The following is a 15,798-nucleotide window of genomic DNA, read 5'->3' on the forward strand; positions in this document are numbered from 1 at the left end:
CATGAAAAAATCAATTTTTATCACGCTCACGGCTGTGCTTTTATATGCTACAGCAAATGCACAATCGACATCAAACAATGTACAGATGAAAGAAATATCAGCTAAAGATTACACCACGTTTAAGGTAAGTGACAAGGTCGCCCTGTATGCCGTAAGTTTCAAGAACCAATATAACCTGCAGGTGGCTGGACATCTTTTCATTCCCAGGAACATGGATAGGAAAGCAAAAAATGCAGCAATCGTCGTGGGCCACCCGATGGGCGCAGTAAAGGAACAGAGTGCGGATGTGTATGCCTCGAATATGGCGGACAGGGGTTTTATTGCCCTGGCCATTGACCTTTCATTTTGGGGCGAAAGTGAAGGTTCACCACGCAATGCCGTACTTCCGGACATGTATTCCGAAGATTTCAGTGCAGCTGTGGATTTCCTTGGTACCCGAGAATTTGTTGACAGGGAGCGAATAGGTGTGCTAGGTGTATGCGGAAGCGGCAGCTTTGTAATCAGTGCGGCCAAGATTGACCCAAGGATTAAGGCAATTGCAACGGTGAGCATGTACGACATGGGCTCGGCAAACCGCAATGCTCTTAACCATTCGCAGAGCCTTGAGCAAAGAAAAAAAAACCAGGCTGAAGCGGTAGAGCAACGCTATGCCGAATTTTTGGGCGGCGAGACCAAATATACGGGAGGCACTACCCATCAATTGGATGCGAACACCCATCCGATACAGCGCGAGTTCTATGAGTTCTATCGCACGCCAAGAGGGGAATATACGCCTAAAGGTGGCTCGCCGAAAACGACTACACATCCTACGTTGAGCAGTAATACAAAGTTCAATAACTTCTACCCTTTCAACGATATTGAAACCATTTCACCCCGTCCGATGTTGTTCATTACCGGAGATAAGGCACACTCCAGGGAATTCAGCGAGGATGCTTACAAACGTGCAGGGCAGCCAAAAGAACTGGTCATTGTTCCAAATGCCGGCCATGTTGACCTTTATGACAAGACCGACCTGATTCCGTTCGACAAGTTGGAAGCCTTTTTCACCAAACATCTGAAAGACCAGAAATAGTCAGACCCAATATTATAACATATGAAGGTATTAACAATAACCGCAATTGCTACATTGATGCTTTTTAGTACTGCTGGAAGAGCCCAAAGCTATAAAAAGACTGATCAGACACCTAATTTTATTTTTCCGAAAGGAACACCTGGGCCAACTGAAAATTTCACAGGAAAGGCCTGGAATGTTGGGCTGGTAGAGAATGATTCGGTTTATAACACCGTTGTCGGTAACGTATATTTCGAGGCTGGAGGAAGGAGCAACTGGCACAAACATCCCTCGGGCCAAATCCTGATCATCACCGATGGTACTGGATACCATCAGATTAAAGGTAAGCCAAAACAATTCCTTAAAAAAGGAGATATTGTAAAATGCCCGCCCAATGTAGAGCACTGGCATGGGGCAAGTCCCGATACGGGAATGCTGCAGATGTACATACTTCCCAAAACTGAAAAGGGAATCGTGAGCTGGCTGATGAAAGTTACAGATGAAGAATATTCGAAAAATTAAATTTATAGAAGTTTTGCTTATCAGCCGCATACGTTTTGAGCGCAATTGTAGTCAGAAAAAAAAATTATTAAAAATTATAAAACCTTGGAAAATAATATACGAGATAAAGTAATTGTCATCACCGGGGCAAGCAGTGGGCTTGGCGAGGCTGCCTCAAAGTACCTTGCCCAGCTCGGTGCAACAGTGGTATTGGGCGCCAGAAGGGCTGAAAGGATCAAACATCTGGCAATGGAGATTAACTCAAATGGTGGAAAAGCGCTGGCGGTGACCGTAGATGTGACCAAGCGGGAAGAGGTAAAAGGACTGGTCGATTCGGCGGTGAAAGAATTTGGTCGGGTGGATGTGATCCTGAATAATGCCGGCATCATGCCGTTGTCCCCAATAGACCGGCTTAATGTGGACGAATGGGATAAGATGATCGATGTGAACATCAAAGGAGTGCTCAATGGGGTTGCCGCCGTACTCCCTTATATGAAGGAGCAAAAATCAGGTCAGATTATCAATACTTCTTCTGTCGCAGGGCATAAAATATTCACTGGTTCGGCTGTTTATTCAGCAACTAAATTTGCCGTTCGTGCCTTGACAGAAGGAGTACGGATGGAGCTAAAGCCATATAATATCCGAACAATGATCGTTTGTCCGGGTGCCGTAAAAACTGAGCTGTTGGAGCATATCACCGATGAGGATATCCAACAGGCAAATCAAGACTATGTGGGATCTGTTGGCATCAGCCCGGATTCGTTTGGCCGTGTGGTTGCCTTTGCGATCAGCCAGCCAGAAGATGTAGATATCAATGAAATTATCTTCCGTCCAACATCCCAAGAACTATAAGATGAAACATTGGTTTATAACCCTTATGATACTAATTTCCTTATCTTTAAGTATGTCAAGCTGTGGGAAAGAAAACAGTCAAGAAATAACATCAGAGAATGGAAATAATATCGGAGACCCGAATAATACAACAGGAAGTAAAATGAAGATAACGATAGGCACCGCCGTGTATACAGCCACATTGAATACCAATACCGCGGGAAATGCCTTCAAGGCCAAATTGCCACTTACCTTGAATATGACCGAGCTGAATGACAATGAGAAATATTTCGATCTTTCTGCAGCATTGCCGGCAAATGCCTCAAACCCTGGAACGATTCAAACCGGAGACTTGTTGCTGTACGGTTCCAATACGTTGGTTCTTTTTTATAAAACGTTTTCTACTTCCTATAATTATACAAGGATTGCAAAAGTGGATAACCCTACTGGCCTTTCTGCAGCATTGGGATCTGGCAACGTAACAGTAAAATTTGAACTGCAATAGCTTACATCATTGAATAAATCTTTTAAATTTTACAATAATGGAGACAAGAGAAATATTCCCATTGGGCGAACCGTTATCTAAGGATTGGTTTATAGGAAAAGCATATTTATATCCACTAGTTGCAAGGGACAACAATAATGGTTTTTCAGCTGGTAACGTGACCTTTGAACCTGGGGCAAGAACCAATTGGCATACCCATCCAAAAGGACAGGTACTGATTGTTATTGAAGGCAACGGTTTTTATCAGGAACAAGGCAAAATTGCACAGCCGATAAAAAAAGGTGATGTAGTAAATATTCCAGAAAATGTGATACACTGGCATGGGGCATCGGCTCTTGGCAAAATGGTTCACATCACCATTACCAATTACAGTGGGGATGAAAATGTGACCTGGCTCAATCCAGTAACAGACGAGGAATTTTATGAGGTAAATCAATAACATTATGGAAAAGCATAGCATTATCAAATGGGTGATTTGCCTGACCTTAATCATAAGCAGTAAAACAATGAACGCACAAATTGAAACTGGCACTAGTGGTCCGTTAAGTCAGCCACAAAAAAGTCTGGTGGCTATATCATCACTTACCGCGACGGGCGATATGGCAAACCTTAAGGTACAGTTAAACACTGCACTTGATGCAGGGCTTACCGTCAATGAAATCAAGGAAGTTTTGGTACAACTTTATGCCTATTGCGGGTTTCCCAGAAGCCTGAATGCGATTAATGTTTATATGAAGGTAATCGAAGAGCGGAAATCCAGAGCCATCAGTGATAAAGAGGGAAAGAAAATTAGTTTAGAGCGCAGTTCGGGGGACAATTATGAACGGGGAAGAAAGGTTCTGGAAACGCTAACAAGTATGCCCCAAGCTAAGCCGGCACGAGGATTTGGTGAATTCGCTCCAAGGATTGATGCCTTTTTGAAGGAACATTTATTTGCCGATGTTTTCCAGAGTGATGTGCTGACCTATCAGCAAAGAGAACTGGTAACTATTTCTGCCCTGGCCGCGATGCAGGGTGTGGAGTCGCAATTACAGTCCCACGTAAAATTTGGAATGAATACCGGGATTACGCTAACGCAGTTGGCAGAAATTGCAAAAATGATAGAGAAGCATGTTAGCAGAACACAGGCAAATTCACTGAGAAATGTCCTATCGATTACTACCACGCCAATTGACGATGAGGATATGATGGTACGTATTTCTGAAATTGAAATCCTGCCGGAGTACCTGCAGGAATATAACGCTATCTTAAAAGAAGAGGCGTCAGCTTCTGTAAAGCTAGAGCCCGGTGTGATTGCAATTTTTCCAATGTTCCAAAAAGAAACAGTCACCGAGATTAGAATAATTGAGATTTATGCTAACAAAGCTGCTTATCAATCGCATCTTAATACCCAGCACTTCCTACATTACAAGACTGCAACGCTAAAAATGGTCAAAACATTAAAACTGGTGGATATGGTTAGCATGGATAAGCAAACTATGCAGGAAATTTTCAAAAAATTAAATTAATTGTGCGAGGGTTATAAAATAAGGATTGTTAAACATAAGGTTGTTGCCATATAGTGAGCAAACCAATTCAGTTGACCCCATTGCCACAACTTCTAATTATTTGAAAGTGCTCTTAAAATAGTGTGTTATAATAAATCTATTATTGGCGAGACTGGGTCAATTGACCACGGTTTACCCACATAACGATTTGTTAGTTCGAACCATAAATATCTGTAAGCCAGGGCTTAAAATAACTTTCGCCTGTTGGGTTAACCCAAGCAGGATCGAACTAGTAATTACTTCATTTTCAGGCAATAATGCATTTATGCGTTTTTTTTTTGCTTTTCTTGGGAAACCATCATAAAAAGAAAAAGCCTTGAATTTGAGCTTCTTTCTAGGAAAGAGTTCGAACTTCAAGGCTTTTTGCCGTTTTAGTAGAGTCAATCCGCGGAAGTTCGACCCTCTTCGAGCATTGTGAAGCAGTTGTTAATTTTGAAAAAACTTTAAAAAATAAGATTGAAGGGCAGTATCGAAGAAAGAAAAGTTATGAAAAAACTTACAAGTAAACTAAGGGAAAAATGGTCAGCTAAGGGATTCTGTTCTTCTGTCAAGTCCAAAACGATTATCGTATAATACCTAAACAATTTTCCTTGCTCGCATTGTCATCCTGAGCGCAGTCGACTTAAGTAGATTGACACTGCGGGTAATCAATATAACGAGTAAAGACGCAAAATTTAAACCATACTCAAGATCCCAGTTATTAATACTTATATTCTAGTAACTGGGATCTGTTTCCCCTAATTAAGGTTGATAGGGAAAAATGTTTTTTTAGAATAAAATATTTTGCGCTAGCTCTACTGATGGAAAAATATCTGTGGTAATCATCTCCTAACCAAAACAATCGTTACTAAAAGCAAGGGTTCTCAGAATAAAAATAATAGCACTATGTTTACCACGAATTTCATGTTGCAAACATTAACGAATTTTATTGATCTATAACGTTTTATGTTAAAAATTAGCTTTTTTTCAAAAGGAGATTAATTACAGCCGAAGGCTTATTTAAAGTCTATCAAATGTTTGACATTTTAAACTGTTTTAAATAATGTTGACGGCTTTTTAATTCAAAAATTGGTCTTTGAATTGATTCGGTGAAGTACCCACTTCTTTTTTGAACAGGCGAGAAAAATAAGTGGTGTTCTCAAAACCAAGTAGATGCGAGATCTCCGAGACATTCAGATCGCCTTCAGCCAATAGGTTTTTCGCTTCTCCTATCAGAAAAAGATGGATCAGTTCCAGTGCCGTTTTACCTGTTTCTCCCTTCAACAGATCGGTTAGGTAACGGGGAGATATATGCAGTTTTTCTGCCATTAGCGCAACAGTGGGAAGGCCAGTTTCCTTGGTTTCCCGCTCCTGGAAATTAGCTGTAAGCAGCTCCTGGAACTTTGTAAGTGTTGACCCTGATAGTTGCGAACGATTTATAAATTGCCTTTTATAAAAACGCTGTGCATATTTGAGCATGGCGTCAAGATGGCTGATAATGATGGCCTTGCTCAGCTCGTCGGTATTGTTGTTATATTCTTTTTCTATGCTGAAGTAGAGGTTCCAGATGATGTCTTCCTCTGCGGGTGAAAGGTGCAAGGCCTCATTCACCTCATAATCGAAATAGCCGTATTTTTTAATTTCATGGTAAAGGCTGGTTCCGGGCAGGAAGTCTTCGTGGATCATGATCAGAAAGCCTTTCTCTTCCAATTCGACATTTTTAAAGGAAACTTTCTGGCGGGGCCTTACAAAAGACATCGAGCCACGGTCGTGGTCATATTTTGTTTTTCCATACTGCATACTGCCAGCTCTTAGCTTTTTAAACCCTATAACGTAAAATTCCGGGGAAAATTCGATTATACTGTTGCCATCACAAGCTTCCCGCTCACCGTAGGCCACGCTAAAAAGTGGATGTTCCGGAGGTTTTACGCCAAGCGCTTCGTGCAGCTCGCTAATTTTTTTGAAATGATCCATATCTAGCTTTCATAAAAGCAGGATTCGGTAAATCCAAACCCTGCAAAGTTAAACTTCTGTTAGCCATGGGCTGCGACAGAAACATCCTGCCATGATTCCCATGTCTTTAAGCGCTCTTCGTAAGTATATTTTACCCAAGGTAATGTTGTTTTGCCCAATAACAGCCTTAACGGGGGATTATCCGTATCCACCAGTTTTAGGATCGCTCCAACGGTTGCCGTAGGTTTGCCCGAGTCCTGTTCTGTGGCATGCTTATAAAAGTCCATCCTGATGTCATCGTAAGCAGCTGTTGGCTCGCTTGATGCAAGGGACTTGGTGCCGAAGAAATCCGTTGAGAAACCACCCGGTTCCAGTATGGTTACCTTAATGCCAAAACCGCCCACTTCGCCAGCCAGCGTTTCTGTAAGGCCTTCGATTGCGAACTTTGATGCACTGTACAAGCCCATCAAGGATACCGTATTAAGGCCAAGCGCACTCGAAAGCTGAATGATGTGCCCCGATTTCTGCTCCCGCATGATCGGCAAGACCGCCTGCATGGTCCATAACGAACCCAGTACATTTGTTTCAAATTGTTTCCTGACATCCTGCTCGCTCAACTCTTCTACAGCTCCTACATGTCCGAAGCCAGCGTTATTTATCAGTACGTCTATGCGGCCAAAGTGTGCCTTTGCAGTTTGCATCGATTCAAAGCTCATCTCTTTATCGGTTACATCAAGTTCCAGGACCAATAGATTTGATGGAAATTCCTTTATAAGGTCTTCCAGTGCATAGGGATTACGGACAGCTGCAACTACGTTGTCTCCGCGTTTTAGGAACGCTTCTGTCCAGATACTGCCAAATCCGCGGGATGCGCCTGTTATAAAAATTGTCTTTGCCATTATGTTATATTTTAGTAATTGATAATGACAAAGTTCGGTCAATCATTCAGTGCTATAGTGATACAAAAGTAGGCAATAATGGAACGTTTTTACGTTGCCTTTACGTTATGAAAGGCTTTTTATTCTCATATTCTACGGAATATTTCCTTTTAGGAAACATTCATTGGGAGTATACTCTGCAAGCTTTAAACACGCGGATCGGTTCCATATTGGTCAGGTGCACCAAGATGTTCTCGGAGGGTTTTGCCTTCATATTCCTGATGAAATAATCCCCGTTTTTGCAGGATCGGGACCACTTCATTTACAAAAGCGTCTATTCCATCTGAATCAACATCGGGTGAGATCCAGAATCCATCAGCTGCCCCGGCCTCAAACCATGACTGCATGTGGTCTGCTGCCTCAACGCCTGGGCCTACGATCACAGGATGATAGTCTATCACGCCATGGGCAAGGATATCACGTAAACTCCAGCCTTCTTTCGCAATTTTTAGCGCATGTGATGATCGCGGGTCGTATCGTGAAGGGCGTGCAAGGTCTAATTTCGCCTTTGGGATTGGTTCGTTTATATGATTAATAGCCAGAGGTATTCCCAGCATTTGTTGCAGGTAGGCAATCCTTTGTGGAAACAGATGTTCGGTCATCTGAATACGACGATCGAGTGCTGTGCGCCTATCCTTGGCAATCGTGGTCATCAAGCCTGGAATGTATTTGATCTCGTCGGCATCGCGTCCATAACGTTCTGCCGCAACCCTGAACGCATTGCGTTGTGCCTTCGCGTCTTCAATTGTAAAAGCGGAGCCAATCACGGCGCTAGCAAACCGCCCGGCCAGTTCATGCGCATTTGGACTGCCGCCGGCGTGGAATATAATCGGCTGTCCCTGCTCTGAGGGTGGGATATAAAGAGGGCCCCTTGAGCCTGCAAACTTTCCCTGAAGATTAATTGGCGCAATCTGGTCTTTGTGTGCAAATATTCCTGTTTCCTGGTTGTGCACCCAAGCTTCTTTTCCCCAACTGCCCCAAAGTGCCTGGATGATCTGAATGACCTCATGGGCACGGCCGTATCGTTCCTCGCTCGATGGGATACTTTTTCCGTAATTAGCCGCAACATCATCGCCACTTGAAGTGATTGCGTTCCAACCCGCCCTGCCGTGGCTCATGATATCCAGCGCCTTAAACTGCCTTGCTAAGTTGAAAGGTTCATTAAAGGTGGTCGAGCCAGTGGCAACCAGCCCAATATATTCCGTTTCCCTCGCAACTGCGGCCAGGGTCATCATTACATCGAGGTTGAAGTTGGGCGATTCGGTACCAATATCGGCCATGATCGCTCCCGGACCATCCGGCAGGAATATAAACTGGAACTTTCCACGCTCTGCCGCCTGGGCTTGTTTTACCCTTGCATCAAAACTCGTATAACTTTTGGGGTCAACTCCAGGCATACGCCATGCGCCGGGCTGGGAACCATATCCGTTTCCCAGGTGCAGGCCAATCAGCATCTGTCTTTCCATATTAAAATTTTATCTGTTTTTTATTTTTGGGGACCTAAGTTGCGTTTGACCCTTACATGTACAACGTACGGTTAAGACGAAGGATGAAATCCCAGTCGGCATTTTTATTGGAGATGCCATTCATCCGTTCTGTGATGATCTGAACCGAAAAATCCCTGCGTTTGGGCAAACGCTCTTTTTCTGCGGTATCAATCACTTTTGATAATTCCTCTATGGTAAGATCGGTACAGTATGCAGGTGCTCCTGGTTGCTGCCTCCAGGAATTTTCTAGGGAGCCTGTGTAAAAGGCATCGAATCCGGTATCCTCTACCAACCGCTTGGTAATCTCCCGATCAATTTCGCGGTCGGCGGCTATGGGAATGGCAATACGGCCTGGTTCTCCGGCAGGTCTGCCATTTGCGGCAAGAGAATATGCCAGGACTGCATTCCATGCTTTGGCAATGGGACGTCCGAGCTGTTCTTGAACCCATAGACTTTCAACTTGACCTGCTTCTAGACGCTCAATTCTGCTGTCGCGTGCAGGTATGTAGTTAGAGGTATCGATTACTGTTACACTTTGCTGCACCTCTGCAAATAGCGGTGCAACCTTAGTGATCTGGTCTAAGGGAGTAGACAAAATGATTACATCCTTATCCTGTGCTGCCTGTTGCGCCGTTACTGCCACAGCTCCGGTGGTAAGGACTTCTTTATCCATATTCTCCGGCGACCTGGAATTTGCTACCGTCACCTCATGTCCGGCTTTTGCCAGCTTTAGCGCCAATGTCTTCCCGATGTATCCTGTACCTATTATTCCAATTTTCATACACTTAAATTTAAATAAAGTCGTGATGCAAAGTTAGTCGCGAATGGCTATACTTTATATAGTGCTTTCCCAAAGGAAAGTAAGATAATTGATGCCTCTAGGAATTAAGCCCACATTTATCGGTAACAAATGTTCTGTGGTTTACTCCCCAATCTTTCAGTGAATATATGATTGGGGTTAAGGTATCGGCATAACTTTCCAGAGTATATAGAATCTTAACAGGGTAGTCGCCCACAACAGAGCGTTTTAAAAGTCTATGTTGTTCGAGTTCCCTGAGTTCCTTGGCCAACACCTTTGGAGTTATTCCGGGGATGCTTTGCTGTATGTCCGTAAATCGGTCGTTGCCCACACCAACCGAGATAATGATCGGAAGTTTCCATTTACCGCTGATCACATCGAGTGCATCCCTAACTGGTTTAATTGTATTCAAACAATCACAGTGTTCCTTTTTTTTAGCCATTGTCTTTGTATTATTTCACTTTCCTTTGGGAAAGTAGTATACAAAGGAAAGCAATATCTGATAACTTTGCAATAGTTATTTAATTGGCTGATTGCTATTGTTAGTGAAGCGATCTATTTATTGACTACCAAAAAATATCATATGAAAAGACTCGAAGGAAAGGTGGCCATCATTACAGGTGCCGCAAGGGGAATGGGCGAGGCCCATGCACGATTGTTCGCCCAGGAAGGGGCCAAGCTGATACTGAGCGACGTACTGGAACAAGAAGGAAAACTGCTCGCTGATGAGCTTGGAGAGAACGTCATATTCCTAAAGCATGATGTGACCAACCAGGAACAGTGGGAAGAAGTACTTAAGGTTGCAGAGGAAAAATTTGGACCGGTAACCGTTCTTGTGAACAATGCCGGCATTACGGGAGCCTTTGCCAATGTTGCCGAACTGGATTATCAGGAATATAAAAAAGTTATGGCCATCAATGCAGATGGGACATTCCTGGGCATGAAAACCGTAATCCCTTCCATGCTGAAAGCTGGGAAAGGCTCGATCGTAAATATCTCTTCGGTCTCAGGACTGCAGGTGGCGCCCGGCTCACCCAATGCAGCTTATGTGGGTAGCAAGTTTGCCGTAACAGGCCTTACAAAAATGGCTGCACTGGAATATGCAACCAGAAACATTCGTGTTAACTCGGTGCATCCTGGCGGGGTAAGGACAAATATTGTTCCTGATATAAGTGTTTTTGATGATCCGAAGCTGCTTGAGCCCACACCGATGGGGCGGTTTGCCGAGCCAGTAGAAATTTCCCATCTGGTATTGTTTCTGGCATCGGATGAGGCATCTTACCTGACAGCTGCCGAATATAAGGTAGATGGTGGCATGACGGCCAAGTAATGTGATTATATGAGAAGTTAAAAGATAAGAAATGAAGATAGGAATAATCGGTGCTGGCCTAATTGGCCAGATACTGGCCAAAAAGTTTAGTGCCTGTGGGCACCAGCTCAAGCTAGCCGACCGTAAAGGAAAAGTAGCAATTCAGGCTGTGGCCGATCCAGCAGGAGCAGAGGCCGTAGAGGTAGGCGAAGTTGTGCAGGATATTGATGTCCTGATCGTATCAATCCCCTTGGTCAATATACCAGACCTTGTTGAAACCCTTAAAGGGAAAATAGCTTCCTCAACGATCATAGTGGAGACCACTAATTACTGGCCACACCGGGATGGGAATATTGAGGCTATTGATAAAGGCATGGTTAACAGTGTCTGGGTGCAGCAACAGTTTGGAAGACCTGTTATCAAGGCATTCAGTAATATCGCTGCCTATAGCATGGCTACAGAAGGCAAGGCCTCGGGAACTGCCGGCAGGATCGCCCTGGCTGTTTCGGGCGACGTTCAACAGGCTGTTGATGTGGTGAGGGGATTGGTGGATGAAGCCGGGTTTGATGCGCTGGATGCCGGACAACTCGAAGATTCCTGGCGTCAGCAAGCTTGTGGCCCTGCGTACTGTACAGACCTGACCTTAACGGAACTTATAGATGCACGCAAAAAGGCAAAGAAAGAGGAGCTGAGAGAAAAGCAGGAACGGGCCTTTGGAAAGATGAAGGAACTTGACGACAGCTATTTCAATAACGTAGTGCTGGGCAATTATCCTGATGGCTTTGTAGACCACGCAGTTGATATTAACCGGGCAATCAACCAGCTTCCGCCAAGAAAAAACAACAATAAGATCTATAGTATAATTGAAGAAAAATCACATTTAAATATCAAAAAATGAAAATAGGAATTATAGGAACAGGTGCCATTGGAGGCACAATAGCAAAAAAGATGGTGGCAGCAGGGCATCAGGTTTCGGTAAGCAATTCGGGCGAATTCGATGAACTGGAAAAGAAGGCAAGTGAACTCGGAGCATCGGCTGCAACAGTAGGTGATCTAGTTAAGGATGTGGATGTAGTCATATTATCGGTACCCACCATAGCCATTCCGAGACTGCCAAAAAACTTGTTTGACCAGGTGCCAAAAGATACCATTGTAGTGGATACTTCCAACTACTATCCCTTCCGGGATGCTGACATTGATGAAATCAAGAAAGGTAAGGTAGAGAGCGTATGGGTTGCCGAACAAATCGGCCGTCCAGTAGTTAAGGCGTTCAATAATCTGCTGGCAGAAACCCTGGTGGCGAAAGGAAGACCGGAAGGCGCACCAGATCGTATTGCGATGGCGATTTCAGGCGATGAGGTAAAGGACAAAGCAATTATATCCAGGCTCGTAAATGAAGCAGGCTTTGATGTTGTTGATGCCGGTGATCTGGAAAACTCATGGAGGCATCAGCCAGGAACTCCGGCCTATTGCACAGAATTAAATGCAGGGGAGCTTGAACGGGCACTCCAGGACGGCATAAGGGCAGTAGCGCCTCAGATCAGGGACTCGGTGATTAAATTATTTTCGGAACGCACCAGTCAGCCCTCGCATGAGGAGATAGTTGAATATAATCGTTCGCTATTCCCTAAAAATCTAAAAACAAGTTAACAACCGCTGTCCTTCCATTGTCTAGAGACAGAACTTTCAAAAGATATAAATACGAATTAATCTCAATAGCCGTCACCTTGCACTATTGAGATTTTTCTTTTCTAGCTGTGACCACGTTCGTATAGGCCTCTCCCATGATAAGGTGGATTTTTGCGCAAAATAGCAAGCATTCATACTATACTGCTTAATTTAGTTTAATTCGAGTTGATTTTGTTCCGGAAAGGAACTTAGATGTAAGGTAAAATGCCAACAGGTGATTGATGACGGTGCTGAAACTAATTTGTCTCGTTACTACAAACAACGGTTTCCTATAATAATGGTCAGACGTTAAAATGTTTCAAAATTGTCTACTTCTGTATCATAAAAGCTGTCGGTTATTAACGGAAATTTGTCTTATACTATTCAGCCTGGCAGGATGTTGCTGTGGCGGAACATGGTTAAAAAAAACAACAGCAGCGGAACCTCGATTTACCAAATCCAGATTTAAATTGTAACAATATGAAGCATTTCAAAAAAATAAGCGAACTGTATGAAGTTCTTGGGTTCAAGCCGCCTGAAGACCCTCTTTTCAGTGTGGCTTACGGTGATAGTTGCACCGGCATCAGCGACCTCGAATTTACTTCGGCATTTTATATTATTGGATTCAAAAAGCTAAAATCAGGGATAATCCGCTACGGAAAAACCAAGTATGACCATGACCTTGGCGCTATGTCGTTCATCAAGCCGCAACAGAGAGTACTGTTCAAAAATACCGAACTAAAGGAAAAGGGGTTTATGATCATTATCCACGAGGACTACTTACCTGGAACTTCGCTCTATAGTGAGATTAAAAAGTACGGCTATTTCGACTACGAGGTCAATGAGGCACTGCATCTTTCACCAACCGAAGAAAGTATCATCTGGAACCTGTATTTCGCGATAGAAAAGGAGTATAACAATAATACGGACGAACATAGCAAAATGATCATCATCAGTCATATTGATTCGATACTGAAATATGCGCACCGTTTTTATAAACGACAGTTTATTAACCGGACAGCATTAAGTGGGGCAACAGTTACCAGGTTCAACGCTTTGCTCGCAGCAGATCTCGAAGAAAGAAAATTGAAGCATACCGGGCTGCCTAGTGTGGCTTCACTGGCGGAAAAGATGCATATTTCGCCCCGTTATTTAACCGACCTGCTCAAAGAAGAAACGGGTAAAACCACTTTGGAACTTATCCACCTTTTTTTAATTGCTGAGGCAAAGAATATGCTTACGGCGGGTGATATGAACATATCAGAGATTTCCTTGGCGCTTGGTTTTGAGAATCTTACCTACTTCTCGCGTCTGTTTAAAAAAGAGGTAGGCAGTACTCCCAACAAATTCAGGGATAACTTATTGAATTAGGACATCCTGGTCTAGGTTCAGCTCAACCGTATCAACAGGTCGAACACCTTTTCAAAGATGATCAACTCCCAAAATAAAGGCCTCCATCTTTAGGTAACAGATGGAGAGGCCTAGGCCTCTGGCTTGCTAAATTTTGTGACTGGACCAAGGAAATTCTAACAGTACAGAACAAAAAACTTAAAATTAAAAAAAAATAAAAACGTTAAATACTTAAATTATGAAAATAGGAATTATTGGAACAGGTGTTATGGGTAGCACACTGGTAGAAAAATTGTCGCAAGCAGGGAATCAGGTTAAGGTAACCAACACCCAGGATTTCGCTGAGCTCAGCAAAATTGCAGAAAGTTTGGGAGCAAAGGCTGCAACACTTGAATACGTGGTTAAAGATGTGGAGGCCATTATTTTATCCATTCCCTTCAGCGGCTATAAAGACCTGCCGAAAAGTTTGTTTCAGGATGTGCCCGAAGAGGTTGTCATTATGGATACCTCTAATAATTCTCCTTTACGTGATGGCGAGCTTGAGGGCTTGGCAGGAAAAACGGAAAGTGAATATATTTCCGAGTTATTGGGAAGGCCGGTTGTGAAAGTTTTTAATATGTTACTGGGATACACGCTCAAGCATAACGGTAAAGCTGCCGGGGAAAAAGGCAGGATAGCTGTATCGGTAGCCGGCGATAACGATGAGCATAAGAAAATAGCGGCTGAACTGGTTGATCAAATGGGCTTCGATACTGTAGATGGCGGAAGTCTGGCCTTGTCGTGGAGGCAGGAACCTGGAACTCCAGCTTTTTGTACGGAACTAAATGCAGAAGAACTCGAACTGGCACTTCCCAAAGCTGAAAAAGGAAAAGGCCCTGCCAGAAGGGATTTTATTATAGACCAATTAATAAAAGCTGATCCACCGGCTTCTCATGAGGAAACAGTTGCCCTGATGCGCTCAGGATCGTCAGTAAATTTGATATAGCTACTCCAAATAAATTCAGGATTCACTTATTGAATTAAGGCAGATAAAGTGACAATGGCTTATCCTTAGGATTGAGAACACAGTAAGCACAAGTAACATTTAAACTAATATATATTAAAATGGAAATAGGAATAATCGGATCCGGTATGGTTGGAAGTACATTAGCCGGACATTTAACTGCCTTAGGGCATAAGGTGAAAATTGCGAATTCACGCGGACCGGAATCTTTGGGAGAGATCGCCGACAAAACTGGTGCAACAGCGGTGACGGTAGAACAGGCGGCAGGAGTGAAGGACATCATCATTGTCGCTGTACCTCCAACTGCATTGGAAAAGCTTCCGGTTGCTATCTTGGCCGCCACAAAGGCAATTATTGTAGATGCCGGTAATTATTATCCATCCCGTGATGGAGAGAATATTGATCTTGAAAGGGGATTGACGGATAGTGAATGGACTGCAAAAGTGTTGGGCCATGCTGTAATCAAAGCTTTCAACAATATTCTTTCGACAAGCTTGGCTTCAAAATCAAAACCCGAAGGAAGCCCTGAGCGTATCGCTATATCTGTTGCAGGTGATCCGGAAGAACATAAACAGACCGTTCAAGCGCTTATTAACGAAATTGGTTTTGACGCTATCGATGGTGGATTGCTTTCCAAATCCTGGAGACAGCAGCCCGGTACGCCCGCCTATTGTCAGGACCTGGACAAGGAAAGTTTAGCAGCCGCGCTGCAAGAAGCTGACGAAAGCAAGCGTGCTCAATATCTTGAAATGGCAGACGAAGCGATTCGTCCGTTTTTATAGAATTTTGGCATAGCTGATGTAAAACTATTCCTTTAATTATACATACCTGAATTGCATAAGACGGGTATGTATAATTATTTTTCCGGCGCTGAGCC

General features: G+C 43.5%; 18 protein-coding genes. 12 read left to right on the plus strand and 6 right to left on the minus strand.

The annotated features are described in order from the left end of the window. Position 1 precedes the first annotated feature (1 nt). The 6 genes from ACZZZW_RS06320 to ACZZZW_RS06345 all read left to right on the plus strand — a co-directional run bounded on the left by ACZZZW_RS06320 (position 2) and on the right by ACZZZW_RS06345 (position 4,396). The gene (locus ACZZZW_RS06320; protein ID WP_463492602.1) at positions 2-1,072 is read left to right on the plus strand and encodes an alpha/beta hydrolase; all 1,071 of its coding nucleotides are present in this window, start codon (positions 2-4) and stop codon (positions 1,070-1,072) included. 21 nt (positions 1,073-1,093) lie between these two features. Next, on the plus strand, positions 1,094-1,573 hold the full coding sequence (locus ACZZZW_RS06325; RefSeq protein ID WP_463492603.1) for a cupin domain-containing protein: 480 nt from the start codon (positions 1,094-1,096) through the stop codon (positions 1,571-1,573). An 84-nt stretch (positions 1,574-1,657) separates the two neighbouring features. Next, entirely contained in the window at positions 1,658-2,404 is a 747-nt protein-coding gene (locus ACZZZW_RS06330; RefSeq protein ID WP_463492604.1) for an SDR family oxidoreductase, read from the plus strand. A gap of 25 nt (positions 2,405-2,429) precedes the next feature. Beyond that, positions 2,430-2,888, plus strand: a complete 459-nt coding sequence (locus ACZZZW_RS06335) for a cyclophilin-like fold protein (RefSeq protein WP_463492605.1) — start codon at positions 2,430-2,432, stop codon at positions 2,886-2,888. Positions 2,889-2,925: 37 nt separating this feature from the next. Continuing rightward, positions 2,926-3,327, plus strand: coding sequence for a cupin domain-containing protein (locus ACZZZW_RS06340; protein ID WP_463492606.1), 402 nt, complete (start codon positions 2,926-2,928; stop codon positions 3,325-3,327). Positions 3,328-3,331: 4 nt separating this feature from the next. After that, the gene (locus tag ACZZZW_RS06345; RefSeq protein ID WP_162235811.1) at positions 3,332-4,396 is read left to right on the plus strand and encodes a carboxymuconolactone decarboxylase family protein; all 1,065 of its coding nucleotides are present in this window, start codon (positions 3,332-3,334) and stop codon (positions 4,394-4,396) included. Between the two features lie 171 nt (positions 4,397-4,567). Here the strand turns inward: ACZZZW_RS06345 and ACZZZW_RS06350 are convergent, their stop codons facing one another. The 6 genes from ACZZZW_RS06350 to ACZZZW_RS06375 form a co-directional block, all read right to left on the minus strand. Further along, complete coding sequence (locus ACZZZW_RS06350; RefSeq protein WP_463492607.1) at positions 4,568-4,792, minus strand: hypothetical protein; 225 nt, start codon at positions 4,790-4,792, stop codon at positions 4,568-4,570. A gap of 699 nt (positions 4,793-5,491) precedes the next feature. Beyond that, positions 5,492-6,388 (minus strand): helix-turn-helix domain-containing protein, encoded by an 897-nt coding sequence (locus ACZZZW_RS06355; RefSeq protein ID WP_055909734.1) that lies wholly within the window; start codon positions 6,386-6,388, stop codon positions 5,492-5,494. Positions 6,389-6,447: 59 nt separating this feature from the next. Next, a complete protein-coding gene (locus tag ACZZZW_RS06360; protein WP_463492608.1) occupies positions 6,448-7,266 on the minus strand; it encodes an SDR family NAD(P)-dependent oxidoreductase in 819 nt (272 codons plus the stop codon). 185 nt (positions 7,267-7,451) lie between these two features. Next, positions 7,452-8,771 carry an NtaA/DmoA family FMN-dependent monooxygenase gene (locus tag ACZZZW_RS06365; RefSeq protein ID WP_463492609.1) on the minus strand — a complete coding sequence of 440 codons (1,320 nt, stop codon included), beginning with the start codon at positions 8,769-8,771 and terminating at the stop codon, positions 7,452-7,454. 52 nt (positions 8,772-8,823) lie between these two features. Next, positions 8,824-9,573: an NADPH-dependent F420 reductase gene (locus ACZZZW_RS06370; protein WP_463492610.1), complete on the minus strand. Its 750-nt coding sequence runs from the start codon at positions 9,571-9,573 to the stop codon at positions 8,824-8,826. Between the two features lie 97 nt (positions 9,574-9,670). Further along, complete coding sequence (locus ACZZZW_RS06375; RefSeq protein WP_055909743.1) at positions 9,671-10,033, minus strand: winged helix-turn-helix transcriptional regulator; 363 nt, start codon at positions 10,031-10,033, stop codon at positions 9,671-9,673. Between the two features lie 141 nt (positions 10,034-10,174). On the opposite strand from ACZZZW_RS06375, the gene ACZZZW_RS06380 reads away from it, so the two are divergent. The 6 genes from ACZZZW_RS06380 to ACZZZW_RS06405 all read left to right on the plus strand — a co-directional run bounded on the left by ACZZZW_RS06380 (position 10,175) and on the right by ACZZZW_RS06405 (position 15,703). Beyond that, positions 10,175-10,921: a glucose 1-dehydrogenase gene (locus tag ACZZZW_RS06380; protein ID WP_055909744.1), complete on the plus strand. Its 747-nt coding sequence runs from the start codon at positions 10,175-10,177 to the stop codon at positions 10,919-10,921. A 31-nt stretch (positions 10,922-10,952) separates the two neighbouring features. Then, entirely contained in the window at positions 10,953-11,798 is an 846-nt protein-coding gene (locus tag ACZZZW_RS06385; RefSeq protein WP_463492611.1) for an NADPH-dependent F420 reductase, read from the plus strand. Continuing rightward, on the plus strand, positions 11,795-12,550 hold the full coding sequence (locus ACZZZW_RS06390) for an NADPH-dependent F420 reductase (RefSeq protein WP_463492612.1): 756 nt from the start codon (positions 11,795-11,797) through the stop codon (positions 12,548-12,550). Before ACZZZW_RS06385 ends, ACZZZW_RS06390 begins: the two co-directional genes overlap by 4 nt. Positions 12,551-13,048: 498 nt before the next feature. Next, the gene (locus ACZZZW_RS06395; RefSeq protein WP_463492613.1) at positions 13,049-13,939 is read left to right on the plus strand and encodes a helix-turn-helix domain-containing protein; all 891 of its coding nucleotides are present in this window, start codon (positions 13,049-13,051) and stop codon (positions 13,937-13,939) included. 217 nt (positions 13,940-14,156) lie between these two features. Beyond that, on the plus strand, positions 14,157-14,903 hold the full coding sequence (locus ACZZZW_RS06400) for an NADPH-dependent F420 reductase (RefSeq protein ID WP_463492614.1): 747 nt from the start codon (positions 14,157-14,159) through the stop codon (positions 14,901-14,903). Between the two features lie 119 nt (positions 14,904-15,022). Next, entirely contained in the window at positions 15,023-15,703 is a 681-nt protein-coding gene (locus ACZZZW_RS06405; RefSeq protein WP_463492615.1) for an NADPH-dependent F420 reductase, read from the plus strand. The last annotated feature ends 95 nt before the right edge of the window (positions 15,704-15,798 follow it).

Source organism: Pedobacter sp. AC379 (assembly GCF_979258145.1).

What these genes read in the sequence shown, in the direction of transcription:
- ACZZZW_RS06320 (WP_463492602.1), top strand. Translation starts at nt 2, where the DNA reads ATGAAAAAATCAATTTTTATCACGCTCACGGCTGTGCTTTTATATGCT.
- ACZZZW_RS06325 (WP_463492603.1), top strand. Translation starts at nt 1,094, where the DNA reads ATGAAGGTATTAACAATAACCGCAATTGCTACATTGATGCTTTTTAGT.
- ACZZZW_RS06335 (WP_463492605.1), top strand. Translation starts at nt 2,430, where the DNA reads ATGATACTAATTTCCTTATCTTTAAGTATGTCAAGCTGTGGGAAAGAA.
- ACZZZW_RS06340 (WP_463492606.1), top strand. Translation starts at nt 2,926, where the DNA reads ATGGAGACAAGAGAAATATTCCCATTGGGCGAACCGTTATCTAAGGAT.
- ACZZZW_RS06345 (WP_162235811.1), top strand. Translation starts at nt 3,332, where the DNA reads ATGGAAAAGCATAGCATTATCAAATGGGTGATTTGCCTGACCTTAATC.
- ACZZZW_RS06355 (WP_055909734.1), bottom strand. Translation starts at nt 6,388, where the DNA reads ATGGATCATTTCAAAAAAATTAGCGAGCTGCACGAAGCGCTTGGCGTA.
- ACZZZW_RS06360 (WP_463492608.1), bottom strand. Translation starts at nt 7,266, where the DNA reads ATGGCAAAGACAATTTTTATAACAGGCGCATCCCGCGGATTTGGCAGT.
- ACZZZW_RS06365 (WP_463492609.1), bottom strand. Translation starts at nt 8,771, where the DNA reads ATGGAAAGACAGATGCTGATTGGCCTGCACCTGGGAAACGGATATGGT.
- ACZZZW_RS06370 (WP_463492610.1), bottom strand. Translation starts at nt 9,573, where the DNA reads ATGAAAATTGGAATAATAGGTACAGGATACATCGGGAAGACATTGGCG.
- ACZZZW_RS06375 (WP_055909743.1), bottom strand. Translation starts at nt 10,033, where the DNA reads ATGGCTAAAAAAAAGGAACACTGTGATTGTTTGAATACAATTAAACCA.
- ACZZZW_RS06380 (WP_055909744.1), top strand. Translation starts at nt 10,175, where the DNA reads ATGAAAAGACTCGAAGGAAAGGTGGCCATCATTACAGGTGCCGCAAGG.
- ACZZZW_RS06385 (WP_463492611.1), top strand. Translation starts at nt 10,953, where the DNA reads ATGAAGATAGGAATAATCGGTGCTGGCCTAATTGGCCAGATACTGGCC.
- ACZZZW_RS06390 (WP_463492612.1), top strand. Translation starts at nt 11,795, where the DNA reads ATGAAAATAGGAATTATAGGAACAGGTGCCATTGGAGGCACAATAGCA.
- ACZZZW_RS06395 (WP_463492613.1), top strand. Translation starts at nt 13,049, where the DNA reads ATGAAGCATTTCAAAAAAATAAGCGAACTGTATGAAGTTCTTGGGTTC.
- ACZZZW_RS06400 (WP_463492614.1), top strand. Translation starts at nt 14,157, where the DNA reads ATGAAAATAGGAATTATTGGAACAGGTGTTATGGGTAGCACACTGGTA.
- ACZZZW_RS06405 (WP_463492615.1), top strand. Translation starts at nt 15,023, where the DNA reads ATGGAAATAGGAATAATCGGATCCGGTATGGTTGGAAGTACATTAGCC.